Annotated in this window: 11 protein-coding genes; 10 read left to right on the forward strand and 1 reads right to left on the reverse strand. The window is 40.4% G+C overall.

Features of this window, described 5'->3' with window-relative positions:
• The first annotated feature begins 346 nt into the window (after positions 1–346).
• The 10 genes from ACQQ5U_RS00475 (at position 347) to trxB (ending at position 12,039) form a co-directional block, all read left to right on the forward strand.
• The gene (locus ACQQ5U_RS00475) at positions 347–1,177 is read left to right on the forward strand and encodes an endonuclease/exonuclease/phosphatase family protein (protein WP_437394934.1); all 831 of its coding nucleotides are present in this window, start codon (positions 347–349) and stop codon (positions 1,175–1,177) included.
• Positions 1,178–1,348: 171 nt separating this feature from the next.
• A complete protein-coding gene (locus tag ACQQ5U_RS00480; RefSeq protein WP_437394935.1) occupies positions 1,349–1,804 on the forward strand; it encodes a (2Fe-2S)-binding protein in 456 nt (151 codons plus the stop codon).
• Between the two features lie 17 nt (positions 1,805–1,821).
• Positions 1,822–4,023, forward strand: a complete 2,202-nt coding sequence (locus ACQQ5U_RS00485; protein ID WP_437394937.1) for a molybdopterin cofactor-binding domain-containing protein — start codon at positions 1,822–1,824, stop codon at positions 4,021–4,023.
• 464 nt (positions 4,024–4,487) lie between these two features.
• The gene (locus tag ACQQ5U_RS00490) at positions 4,488–5,942 is read left to right on the forward strand and encodes an arginine decarboxylase (RefSeq protein WP_437394939.1); all 1,455 of its coding nucleotides are present in this window, start codon (positions 4,488–4,490) and stop codon (positions 5,940–5,942) included.
• Positions 5,943–5,962: 20 nt separating this feature from the next.
• Positions 5,963–6,835 (forward strand): agmatinase, encoded by an 873-nt coding sequence (speB, locus tag ACQQ5U_RS00495; RefSeq protein ID WP_437394940.1) that lies wholly within the window; start codon positions 5,963–5,965, stop codon positions 6,833–6,835.
• Between the two features lie 53 nt (positions 6,836–6,888).
• On the forward strand, positions 6,889–7,863 hold the full coding sequence (locus ACQQ5U_RS00500; protein WP_437395885.1) for a deoxyhypusine synthase family protein: 975 nt from the start codon (positions 6,889–6,891) through the stop codon (positions 7,861–7,863).
• A 2-nt stretch (positions 7,864–7,865) separates the two neighbouring features.
• Entirely contained in the window at positions 7,866–8,171 is a 306-nt protein-coding gene (locus ACQQ5U_RS00505) for a hypothetical protein (protein ID WP_437394942.1), read from the forward strand.
• 184 nt (positions 8,172–8,355) lie between these two features.
• Positions 8,356–9,141 (forward strand): RMD1 family protein, encoded by a 786-nt coding sequence (locus tag ACQQ5U_RS00510; RefSeq protein WP_437394943.1) that lies wholly within the window; start codon positions 8,356–8,358, stop codon positions 9,139–9,141.
• Positions 9,142–9,154: 13 nt separating this feature from the next.
• Positions 9,155–10,525 (forward strand): 30S ribosomal protein S6--L-glutamate ligase, encoded by a 1,371-nt coding sequence (gene rimK / locus ACQQ5U_RS00515; RefSeq protein WP_437394945.1) that lies wholly within the window; start codon positions 9,155–9,157, stop codon positions 10,523–10,525.
• 545 nt (positions 10,526–11,070) lie between these two features.
• Positions 11,071–12,039: a thioredoxin-disulfide reductase gene (gene trxB, locus ACQQ5U_RS00520; protein ID WP_437394946.1), complete on the forward strand. Its 969-nt coding sequence runs from the start codon at positions 11,071–11,073 to the stop codon at positions 12,037–12,039.
• Between the two features lie 63 nt (positions 12,040–12,102).
• On the opposite strand, the gene ACQQ5U_RS00525 is transcribed toward trxB, so the two are convergent.
• A complete protein-coding gene (locus tag ACQQ5U_RS00525) occupies positions 12,103–12,546 on the reverse strand; it encodes a hypothetical protein (RefSeq protein WP_437394947.1) in 444 nt (147 codons plus the stop codon).
• Between the last annotated feature and the right edge of the window lie 163 nt (positions 12,547–12,709).

Here is a 12,709-nt window from a genome sequence, read left to right on the forward strand (position 1 = left end):
AATTTGGATGGATTGCTCAAGAAGCAATTATGGTTTTGATTTATAATAGTTTGTTTGTGAAAACTTTGCGGGCTAAAATAGAACTATGGTGCAAGGCTTTGGATTAAGGAAACCCCAAAAAACATTATGAAAAAGGTAATAGGATTGTATAAAGATTAATTTGGGTTAATGAATTCCAAACCCAGTTCAATTTTTATGAGAGGTGTCATGTTTTTTGCCATTTCGCATCAACGGGAAAGAATGGGAGGTTGAAAGAATATAAAGATATCGTAACCTTGGTACCCTAAAAAATGAATAGTTTGCAGAGTCATTTTTAAAACTTAATACCCGAGGGAACAAACAACCAATGAGAAGCTTAATACCATTTTTATTTCTAGTGGGCCCAATACTAAGTGTTCAGGCCCAAACTATTGACGTTATTTCTTATAATATTCGATATGACAACCCAGATGATGCCCCAAACAATTGGGACAATCGAAAGGAGTTTCTAATCTCCCAACTCAATTTTTATAATCCCGATGTATTTGGAGTTCAGGAAGGATTAATTCATCAAGTTAAGGAGATGGATCAAGGATTGCAAGACTACGCTTATTTTGGTGTGGGACGTGATTACGGTGATGAAAGAGGAGAGCATACGGCTGTGTTTTATAATAAGCAACGGTTAAAACTTCTTGATCAATCTACGTTTTGGTTATCCCTTACCCCAGATAAACCATCCAAAGGATGGGATGCAGCCCTGCCAAGGACTTGCACATACGGTGTTTTCGTAAACAAAAGTGATGGGACCAGGTTTATGGTCTTCAACACTCACTTTGATCATGTTGGAGTAAAGGCTCGAGAGGAAAGCTCCAAACTCATTCTTAAAAAAATAAAGGAATTGAACACCGAAAACTATCCGGTGGTTTTAACGGGCGATTTCAATTTGGAAAGTGATAGCCCAGGGGTGCAAGTAATTTTGGCCGAAATGGCAGATGCGCACATCGCCGCAGGTAAAAATGCCTTTGGCCCCGAGGGAACATTTAACGGTTTTGAATTCACTAAACCCGTGGAGCGAAGAATCGATTATATTTTTGTTTCTTCTAGGTTTCAGGTGCTAAAAAGTGCTATTTTGAGCGACTCCAAAGATTGCAGATATCCTTCGGATCACCTTCCTGTTTTTGCTCGACTGAAATATTGATTGGTTTGGGTTTAAACCCTATAGATTTACTTTCTTTCAAATCAGTTATTTATACTGGTTTTAAGTAGTCTCAAAAAAACTAAAAACAATGTTAATTTTATAGTGATGTTTTAAGTTACGGTGTCATATGTTGTAAGAAATCTTTAACTTCAAAGGGAATTAATCAACATTATGGCAACATTTAAACTAAACATCAACGGAAAAGAACAAGAGGTCGACGTGGATCCGTCCACTCCGGTCCTCTGGGTTCTGCGGGACCACTTAAATTTAGTAGGGACAAAATATGGATGCGGTATTGCCCAATGCGGTGCCTGTACCATTCATTTGGATGGAACAGCGACAAGAGCTTGCATGCTAACAGTCTCATCCGTAGGGAACTCTAAAATCACAACAATAGAAGGATTGTCTGAAGAAGGCGACCACCCAGTGCAAAAAGCCTGGTTAGAGGTGGATGTACCCCAGTGCGGGTATTGTCAAGCCGGTCAAATTATGACCGCTTCAGCACTTTTGGATAAAAATCCAAACCCAACGGACGAAGAAATTGAAATGGCCATGAACGGCAATATCTGTCGTTGTGGTACCTATACCAGAATCAAAAAGGCCGTGAAACTAGCGGCTAAATCATAACCCATAAAACTAGTATAATGACACTTGTAAAGACGAAAATAGGACGACGTGCCTTTATTAGGAATACAGGATTGGCTAGTGGTGGACTTGTTATCGGGTTTAGCTGGTTAGCTTCTTGTAAAATGACTCCAGAGCAGGTAAACAGCCTGCCAGATGAGTGGTTTGATCTCAACGGTTTCCTTAAAGTGGGGGATAATGGCATGGTAACCATCATGTCACCTAACCCTGAAATAGGTCAAAACGTAAAAACATCCATGCCTATGATCGTGGCTGAAGAGCTTGACGTAGCATGGAAAAATGTATTGGTGGAACAGGCTCCGCTGAACACTGATATTTTTACAAGACAATTGGCAGGAGGCAGCCAGTCCATTAGACAAGGATGGGAAAGTTTACGAATGGCGGGAGCCACCGCAAGGCATATGTTGAAAGAAGCCGCAGCGCAAGCTTGGGGCGTTTCTGCAGATGAAATTACAACAAAGGATGGTGTACTCACCCATGAAGGAAGTGGAAATTCGGCAGGCTATGGAGAAATGGCCTCTGCCGCAACCAGTATTGAAGTACCCGAAGAAGTTCAGTTGAAAGATAATGGAGACTTTTCCATTATTGGTACAGACAAGAAAAACGTGGATGGTAAAAAGATTGTTACCGGTAAACCCTTGTATGGATTGGATGTTTATAAAGAAGGGATGCTGACGGCCATGATTGTTCATCCACCAGCTTTTGGTATGAAGTTCAAGAGCATGAATGCAGAATCGGTAAAGTCGATGCCCGGAATAAAAGATGTCTTTCACTTTGAAGCATACCCTGAAGATGTTGAAAAGCAATGGTCGGATGGAGGTGCTATACCAGAATTGGTTGCCATTGTGGGGGATAGCACATGGGAGTGCATGCAAGCAAAAAAAGCATTGGATGTGGAATGGGAAGAAGTATCTAAATTGGAGAACACTTCTTACCATGACGAAGCCCTTGCATCACTTTTGGATAAAGCCCAAGAAGAGCCGGCAAGAAAGGATGGGGATGTGGAAGCAGCTTTCAAAAAAGCCGCAAAAATTGTGGAAAGCACCTATTCAGCACCCTATTTGGCCCATAACACTATGGAGCCCATGAACTTTTTTGCACATGTTACGCCAGAAAAGGCTGAATTGCTTGGTCCAATACAAACTCCGGAATATTTAGAGCAAACATTGGTATCCAGATTGGGTATGCCGGCAGAAAAGATAGATATTATGATGACCCGTATGGGTGGAGGTTTTGGTCGTCGCTTGTATGGGACTTTTGCTGTAGAAGCAGCTGCAATTTCCCAAAAAATGAATGCTCCCGTTAAATTGGTGTATTCCAGGGAAGATGATATGACCCAAGGTACCTATCGTCCATCTTACAAAGTAAAATACAAAGCTGGACTAGATGAAAATGGAAATCTTATCGCTTGGCATGTGCGTGGAGCAGGTACCAATGATGATTTGATTTTTGAAAATCGCTTCCCAGCAGGGGCTGTGGACAATTATCTTGCAGAAAAGCATAGTTTACAAACCAATGTGACAACAGGAGCATGGAGGGCACCAAGGTCTAACTTTATCGCAGGTGCAGAACAGGCATTCATGGATGAGGTAGCGGAAGCTGCCGGAAAAGATCCATTGGAGTTCCGTTTGGAGCTATTTGATAGAGCGATCAACAATCCTGTAGGCGACCCGGAAAAGAACGATTACGACCCAGAACGATATGCCGGCGTGTTGAAACTTGTTAAGGAAAAAGCCAATTGGGGCTCCGAAACAGGTAAAGCACGAGGTGTTGCGGCATACTACTGCCATAATTCCTATGTGGCCCAAGTGTTGGAACTGGAAGACGGTGGCGATATGCCAAGGGTTGATAAAATAACGTGCGCGGTGGATTGCGGCATCGTAATTAATCCATTGGCCGCCAAAAACCAGATAGAAGGAGGTATGATCGATGGTATTGGTCATTCGACCTTTAGCGCCATGACCTTTGAGGACGGTAGACCGGAGCAATCCAATTTTGATAAATATCGTCTCATGCGCCATTCCGAAGCACCCAAAAATATAGAAGTACATTTTGTGGATAATGGCATAGACCCGACCGGTTTGGGTGAACCTTCACTGCCACCGGCCATTGGAGCATTATCCAATGCTTTGTACAAGGCAACGGGAAGACGTTACTACAAACAACCATTCATAAATGATAAGCCGCCATTGGTGGGTTAAATCATATTGATTTAAAAATGTAAATAGTAACTGGCCAGTAGATGTTTTCTACTGGCCAGTTTTTTTATGTGACAATACTATTTTTAAATTTATAAATATAAAATATTGATATTCAATTAGTTGAAATAGATAAAATTTTTCATAAAAAAAATTGTCATGTCAATTTTTTATCTATGTTTGCTCTATAAATGAGTCCATTATTTCTGGACGCATTGCCTATAAGCTTTGAAGACTTTTTTCATGTTCGGGCTTTTGGGGATAAGAAAGTCTACCCAAAAAGCCGTCTTAAGATTAAGACACCGAATACACGGGCTGACTTTCGAAGAACTACATCATTTTAACCGTGATTTTTCGCGGGAGCCTTACTTTGTACCCTATACCGTATTTGAATTTCGTATCTGAGAATCACCCATTTTCAGACTGATTGTTTATCCATTTTATTACTACATCATTACGAAATTCAAATGAAAACGAAATACATCGATTTAATCGAGCAGACTTATGATTTCCCACAAGAGGAATTTCAATTAAAGGACAACAAATTACAGTTTCACGGAATTGATCTCGATGCGTTGGTGCAGCGTTATGGAACGCCATTGAAGTTTACCTATTTGCCCAAAATATCGGATAATATCCAAAGGGCGAAGGGTTGGTTCAACTCAGCTATTGAAAAACATAGCTATGCCGGTAAATACAACTACTGCTATTGCACTAAAAGCTCCCATTTTGAGCATGTGCTCAACGAAGCTCTGAAAAACGATATTCATATCGAGACTTCGTCAGCCTTTGACATTAATATTGTGGAGCATTTGAAGAGTGCAGGTAAAATCACAAAAGACACTTATGTGATATGCAATGGCTTTAAGCGTGATCAATACATTCAAAATATTGCCGGACTGATCAACGGGGGGCATCGTAACTGTATTCCAATAATTGATAACTATGAGGAGATCAGTTTGTTGGGAGAAGCAATAGAAGGAAAATTCCAAATCGGTATCCGAATTGCATCAGAAGAAGAACCCAAGTTTGAGTTTTATACTTCTAGATTAGGTATTGGTTATAAGAATATTGTTCCTTTCTTCAATCAATCCATAAAGCCCAACGACCAAGTCGAGTTGAAGATGCTTCATTTCTTCATCAACACGGGTATTAGAGACACGGCCTATTATTGGAACGAACTATTAAAATGCTTAAAGGTATACATCAACTTAAAAAAAGAATGTCCTACTTTGGATAGCCTTAACATCGGTGGTGGGTTCCCGATCAAAAACTCCTTGGTGTTCGATTATGATTATGCCTATATGGTGGATGAAATTGTTCATCAAATAGGTCAGGCGTGTGATGAGGCAGGAGTGGACGTTCCAAATATTTTTACCGAGTTTGGAAGCTTTACGGTTGGTGAGAGTAGCGGAAACATTTATGAAGTCCTGTATCAAAAGCAACAAAACGACCGCGAAAAGTGGAACATGATCAATTCATCGTTCATAACCACCATGCCCGATTCTTGGGCAATCAGTAAAAGGTTCATTATGTTGGCCGTAAACCGCTGGAACGAGGAATACGAGCGTGTACTTTTAGGTGGACTTACTTGCGATAGCGACGATTACTACAACTCGGAGCAGCACATGAACGCTATTTACCTTCCCAAATACAAAAAAGATAAGCCGCTTTACATTGGTTTCTTTAATACAGGGGCTTACCAAGAAACCATTGGAGGCTTTGGAGGATTACAGCATTGTTTGATTCCCACCCCAAAACATATTCTCATTAAAAAAGACGAGGAAGGGAATATAAAAACCTCAGTGTTTGCCGAGCAGCAAACCGCTGGCGAGTTTCTATCGATTTTGGGATATGGAAGCAAAAAACCTGCAGAGGTGCTGGTAGAGGCCAATGAATTGTCAGTGCCAAGCAATAATTAAAAAAGGAATTATCATAAAAGATGAAAACAGAAAAAACATATGCTGGTATTCCAAAGGAATACGGCACGGCCGAAAAGGCCAAAGTAGTATTGTTACCAGTTCCTTATGATGGTACCAGTACTTGGGGAAAAGGTGCGGACAAAGGTCCGGAAGCCTTTTTGGAAGCCTCAGAAAATATGGAGGTGTACGATATTGAAACGGATAGCGAGGTGTACAAGCAAGGAATTTACTTGGCAGAAGCCGTAGCCGATTTTGAAACTCCAGACACTATGGTTGAGGCAGTGCACAAAATTGTGAAAGAATACATTAACCGAAATAAGTTGGTAACTATGGTGGGGGGGGAGCATTCCATTTCTATTGGTTCCATCAGGGCTTTTAATGAATGTTTTGAAGACCTCACCGTACTTCAGATTGATGCCCACGCTGATTTGCGCAAAGAGTACGAAGGAACAAAATACAATCACGCTTGTGCGCTGTATGAAGCCAACGAGACTACCAATTTGGTACAGGTGGGTATTCGCAGCATGGACCATGCTGAAACATTGGTAATGGATCGTGATAGGGTGTTTTTTGCCCACGAGATGGTTTCCGATGATTTTTGGATGGATGCTGCGTTGGATTTAATGACGGACAATGTCTACATCACTTTTGATTTGGACGCATTTGACCCATCCATTATGCCATCAACTGGAACACCGGAACCGGGCGGATTGCTGTGGTACGAAACCCTTGACTTTTTGCGTCGGGTTTTTAAAGAAAAGAATGTGGTTGGTTTTGATATTGTGGAGTTATGTCCGAATGATATCGACAAATCATCAGATTTCCTGGCAGCAAAACTCTACTACAAGATGCTGAGCTATAAATTTTCAGAAAACAACGAATTCACGGAGTAAAGATTTGAAGCAAATACAAAGGCTTCAAAAATTCCAAAAACATATCAATTATGATGAGCAACAAAGGAGAAATATCACAATTCATACAAAAGTACTTTTTGCACTTTAACTCTGCCGCCTTGGTAGATGCGGCCAAAGGCTACGAAGACCAATTAAACAAGGGTTCCAAAATGTTGGTTTCCTTGGCAGGGGCAATGAGTACTGCCGAGCTCGGCAAAATATTCGCGGAAATTATCCGTACCGATAAAGTTCATATTGTATCCTGCACAGGAGCCAACCTTGAAGAAGATTTAATGAACTTGGTGGCACATAGTCACTATAAAAGAGTACCTAACTACAGGGATCTTACCCCGCAAGAGGAGTGGGACCTTTTGGAGAAAGGTCTTAACCGAGTTACAGATACTTGTATTCCCGAAGAAGAAGCCTTTAGAAGACTGCAAAAACACATCTACGATATTTGGAAAGAAGCCGAAGCAAATGGAGAGCGTTATTTTCCGCATGAGTTTATGTACAAATTATTGCTTTCCGGTGTTTTGGAACAGTACTACGAAATAGATATCAAGGATTCTTGGATGTATGCAGCAGCAGAAAAAAACCTGCCTATTGTGGTCCCAGGTTGGGAAGACAGTACCATGGGGAACATTTTCGCTAGCTACGTAATTAAAGGAGAGCTAAAAGCGAGCACCGTGAAATCAGGTATTGAGTACATGACCTTTTTGGCTGAATGGTATTCCAAAAACTCGGAGAATGGTATTGGATTCTTCCAGATTGGCGGAGGTATCGCAGGGGATTTTCCTATATGCGTTGTACCGATGCTTTATCAGGATTTGGAACAAACAGAAACCCCATTTTGGAGCTATTTCTGCCAAATCAGTGACTCCACCACAAGTTATGGGTCATATTCTGGAGCTGTGCCCAACGAGAAAATCACTTGGGGCAAACTGGATATCGATACGCCCAAATTCATCGTAGAATCAGACGCGACCATCGTTGCACCGTTGATTTTCGCTTACCTTTTAAACATGTAACCATGAGAAAAGCACAAACAACTGTTTTAAAAAGAGTGATAGTTGATTATAAAAAGCTGGATAATAACATCCTCAATCTTCTTGTGGAAAAATTCCCTGATGGGTACGATGATGATGACATTGTTACTTACAGAAATGCTAGTAACGAAGTAGTGGAATGCGTTGAGGTTCGCACCGAAGACACTGCTTACTTGATCAAAGTAAGTAAACGTTTGGTAATGGCCATGGAGGATTACGAAGAATCTGAAAACGAGGATGATGAGCCATCTTTGGATACCGAAGAACTGGAAGGTTCCGAAGAAGAATAATACCAGTCTAAAGCACATTTTGCTGAAGAATGGTCATTTCGAGTGTTTTTGAACCGCAGGTCAAAAAATGTATGAGAAAAATTTTTGTAAGCATGAACCTGGTTCTCGATACTTTTTCCTTCTGAAAAAACTCGAACTGACGGTTTTTAATCATATCAATATTTACATCTAACAACTTACCACAATGGTATCAAAAGCAATGGCCCTGCACTTGGCAGCGAGTATCAATATTCCAGCATGCAGGAGCGCTTTGAACAAGGAACTTGTTTTTGGCGACAGGGATGAGCTTTTTTATTCCGATGCATCACGTTACCTTTATGTCTTCCGATATGGTGTGGTTTCCTTTTTTGGGTACACCGAAGGGGAAATATCACAACTTTTGATGGAAATCAAACCGTTTTGTGAGGAATGGAGGCAATCCGACATTACCGAGACCATGAAAATGGAATTGGTGCCCGACCACGAAAAGACAGTGATAGATAATGACAAGTTGATTTTGCTAAAATCCAATGTGGAAGGTATACGTTTGGCATTGTTGCATTTGTCACAATCGGTGGCCTTGGACCATTTTGCGGGGCTATCGGACCAGGCGATGAAGGAAACTCGACAGCACACCACCTATCTGGAACAAAATGGAAAGTTGGACATAGGAGGAAAGAAGTTGAAAAGGCATATTGCCAAGGTATTGAACATTAACAACCAAATTTCTGAAAACCTCTATATTTTTGATTCCCACGAAGTAGTGTGGGAAGATCAGGAACTCGACCGATTGGACAAAGGTTTAAAACAAATCTTTGATTTAAAGGAACGGTACCGAAATATAAAGGAGCAAGGTGTTGTGATCAAAGAAAATCTAAGCCTGTTCATGAATATTATGGACCATAGGGAAAGTAGTAGGCTCGAGTGGATCATTATAATTTTGATCTTGGTCGAGGTCGTGGACTTGTTTATTATGCGATTAATCAATTAAATACATAGTAGTTTTGAGCGATTTTAAAATATTGGGTAGCGAAGAATGGTGCCAGTTTGATGATTTGAGAATTCCGGCCATAAAGGCCAGAGTGGATTCCGGAGCAAAAACATCATCCATTCAAGCCAGTAAGATCAAGATTTTTAATAAAGGATTGGAAGAGTGGGTACGGTTCGAGGTAAATCCTGTTCAAGACAACAGAAGTATTTCCATATTATGTGAGGCCAAGTTGTTCGATGTGCGCAGCGTTAAAAGTTCGCAAGGTATTGCAGAGGAGCGTCCTGTAATCAAAACCAAAGTAAATATTGATGGCGATGCTTTTGAAATTGAATTGACCCTGGCCAATAGGGATACCATGGAATACCGTATGTTACTGGGTCGTGAGGCGATCAATGGTAGATATTTGGTGGATCCTTCCCAAAGTTTTGTGCAAGGTGATATTTCCGATGAAGAGTTTGACGAAAAATACCAACCCTTTACGACAGAAAAGAAGGGACTTCGCCTAGGACTTTTGGCAAGTAATCCGAACCTTTACAGCAACAAAAGAATTATTGAAGCCGGTGAAATGCGAGGCCATAAAGTGGTTTTTCTGAATGTGGAGCACGTTTATATGAAACTGGATGCCGCTACTCCTGAAATCAGGTATCGGGGCGGAAACATTTTGGATAAGTTCGATGCTGTGATTCCAAGAATAAAACCTGCCGTAACTTTTTACGGTTGTGCCCTGTTGCGACAGTTTGATACCTTGGGGGTATATTGTTTGAACTCGGCCGACTCCATTGGTAGATCTAGAGATAAGCTTTTTGCCTCCCAATTGTTTTCAAAAAATGATATTCACATACCCACTACGGGCTTTGCCAAGTCTCCAATGGATACCAAAGACCTTATTCGTATGGTGAGTGGAGCTCCATTGATTATTAAATTGCTGGAAAGTACCCAAGGTAAAGGTGTGGTTCTTGCCGAAACCAACAAGGCTGCCGAGAGTGTAATCAATGCCTTTAAAAGTGTACAGACCAATATTTTGGTACAGGAATTCATTAAGGAAGCCAATGGGCATGACATCCGTTGCTTTGTGGTGAATGGAAAAGTGGTCGCTTCTATGCAACGAACGGCGCAAAAGGGAGAGTTTAGAGCAAATATTCATCAAGGCGGTGCTGCGGCAAAAGTTAAGATAACCCCAGAGGAGCGCAAATTGGCCATCAAATCTGCAAAAGTGTTCAATTTGGATGTTGCAGGGGTAGACCTTATTCGTTCCAACAAAGGACCTTTGTTGTTGGAAGTAAACTCCTCACCTGGACTTCAAGGTATCGAAAATACTACTGGAAAAGATATTGCCAATGTTATGATCGAGACCATCGAGAAAAAACTGAAATACAAACAATAAATCCATCTATGGATTTCAATTGATTGGAATTCAACAAGCTACCTATTTTTAGATGTATTTTCTTACACAGCACTCTAAATATCCGAATATAAATTGAAAACGGGCATCCGTTAACGGAGAAGCCCCATTTGTTAATTGTACCCCTTCCGAATCAAAGGACTATAGTATGTTTGTCTCAGTTAACGCAAAGCTTTACAGCTTAAGTTAAAACCTTCAATAGGATGGGGTGATTATAGGGTACTCAGTGTTCTTTACCTAATATCTTATTTCTAACAAGGTTTACGTTGCTCCAAGGGGTTTTTGAGGTTGAGCCCCTTGGTTGTAACGGTTTTCGTAATCAATTTATGTTCCCATAAATTTGACCTACTTTTTCGAAAAAGAGCCGTTTTTACGGCTCTTTTTTATTCAGAGGACTTTCAAATAGCGCCATAAGACCACTTCATTCACAATTGTTCACATCTTTTAAGAAAACCAAAAAAATCTTGGGTGTAAGTTTTTGGACAAAAAACCTACTTTTGTAAAGTAACATTTCAGGAAGAAGATTTATGTCAGATCAAGTGGAAAGAATCAAAACATTGATTATTGGATCAGGGCCAGCAGGTTATACTGCGGCGATTTATGCCTCTAGGGCAGATTTAAAACCAGTATTATATACGGGTATGGAACCTGGCGGTCAGTTGACCACCACTACCGAGGTGGATAACTTTCCAGGCTATCCAGAGGGAATCGATGGACCTGCCATGATGATGCAGTTGCAACAACAGGCCGAAAGGTTTGGCACCGAAGTAAGAATCGGTATGGTAACTGCTGTAGAACTAAGCGATGAGATAGGAGGTATTCATAAAATTACGGTAGATAACGCTACGGAATTGGAAGCAGAAACCGTTATTATCTCTACTGGAGCTTCTGCCAAATACTTGAACTTACCTAGCGAACAGCGCTTAAGGGGAGGTGGAGTATCTGCTTGTGCCGTTTGTGATGGTTTTTTCTATAAAGGTCAGGATGTAGCCATTGTTGGAGCAGGGGATACTGCAGCAGAAGAAGCATCTTATTTGGCAAATATTTGTTCAAAAGTGACCATGTTGGTGCGTAAAGATCATATGCGAGCTTCAAAAGCCATGCAACATAGAGTAAATAGTATTGATAATATTGAAATCCGGTATAATACCGAAGTGGACGAAGTATTGGGAGATCAAGTCGTAGAAGGTATTAGGATGGTGAACAACCAAACTGGGGAGAAAGAAGAAATTCCAGTAACGGGATTGTTTATTGCTATTGGACATAAACCCAATACTGATGTGTTCAAAGGACAATTGGATATGGATGAAACAGGTTACATTACAACCCAACCAAAATCCACTAAAACAAACAAGCCTGGTGTTTTTGCAAGTGGCGATGCGCAGGATAAAATATACCGACAGGCGGTTACTGCTGCGGGTACGGGATGTATGGCCGCATTAGATGCAGAAAGATACTTGGCAGCTGTTGAGAGCAAGGAAATGTTGGCATCGTAAAAACCATTACATTAGAAAATAAAAAAGGCACTGGAAATCAGTGCCTTTTTTGTTGATTGTAACTCAATCAATCCGCTTGTAATTCTCTGAAAAAGTTCTGTTTCCATCCGAGTCAACGGTAATTTGACTGAATGTATCTTCTTTTAGAATAAGCTCGAACGTAAAGTTTCGCATGGTATCCAATGCTTTCATCATATTGTCGTCACCATATTCAATAACTTCAATCAAAGTGTTGTCCGTTACCCTATAAGAACCATACCCAAATCTTCCATTGGGATCATCAGGCACATATCGGGTCCACATAATTTTTTCTTTGGAATACATTTTAACCTGTCTGTATCCATCCGATTTTTTAATGGTATCAATTACGTTTTCTCCATCATAGTTGTAAAAACTTTGTAACTCCCAAGTACCTTCAATACTTGGATTGGTTGTTTCGTTTCCTTTAAAGCTTCCTGCAATCAAGAAAACAAAAACGAGAGTGAAAAGTAAAACTGATTTTTTCATAATGCCCTACTTTTAATAGTGTTAGAATATCTAAAAGGTAAGAATAAATTTTAACATTATTAAATTATTATGGCTCAAAGATGAATCTAATTCATGTTTTTCATGTTATTTTTGAGAAATTGATAATGAGCTTCTTTAGACAAAATCAAAGAAATGTTCGGCA

Origin of the sequence: Flagellimonas lutimaris, from assembly GCF_051494225.1 — a bacterium.
Lineage (GTDB): Bacteria > Bacteroidota > Bacteroidia > Flavobacteriales > Flavobacteriaceae > Flagellimonas > Flagellimonas lutimaris_A.

What these genes read in the sequence shown, in the direction of transcription:
- ACQQ5U_RS00475 (WP_437394934.1), top strand. Translation starts at nt 347, where the DNA reads ATGAGAAGCTTAATACCATTTTTATTTCTAGTGGGCCCAATACTAAGT.
- ACQQ5U_RS00480 (WP_437394935.1), top strand. Translation starts at nt 1,349, where the DNA reads ATGGCAACATTTAAACTAAACATCAACGGAAAAGAACAAGAGGTCGAC.
- ACQQ5U_RS00485 (WP_437394937.1), top strand. Translation starts at nt 1,822, where the DNA reads ATGACACTTGTAAAGACGAAAATAGGACGACGTGCCTTTATTAGGAAT.
- ACQQ5U_RS00490 (WP_437394939.1), top strand. Translation starts at nt 4,488, where the DNA reads ATGAAAACGAAATACATCGATTTAATCGAGCAGACTTATGATTTCCCA.
- speB (WP_437394940.1), top strand. Translation starts at nt 5,963, where the DNA reads ATGAAAACAGAAAAAACATATGCTGGTATTCCAAAGGAATACGGCACG.
- ACQQ5U_RS00500 (WP_437395885.1), top strand. Translation starts at nt 6,889, where the DNA reads ATGAGCAACAAAGGAGAAATATCACAATTCATACAAAAGTACTTTTTG.
- ACQQ5U_RS00505 (WP_437394942.1), top strand. Translation starts at nt 7,866, where the DNA reads ATGAGAAAAGCACAAACAACTGTTTTAAAAAGAGTGATAGTTGATTAT.
- ACQQ5U_RS00510 (WP_437394943.1), top strand. Translation starts at nt 8,356, where the DNA reads ATGGTATCAAAAGCAATGGCCCTGCACTTGGCAGCGAGTATCAATATT.
- trxB (WP_437394946.1), top strand. Translation starts at nt 11,071, where the DNA reads ATGTCAGATCAAGTGGAAAGAATCAAAACATTGATTATTGGATCAGGG.
- ACQQ5U_RS00525 (WP_437394947.1), bottom strand. Translation starts at nt 12,546, where the DNA reads ATGAAAAAATCAGTTTTACTTTTCACTCTCGTTTTTGTTTTCTTGATT.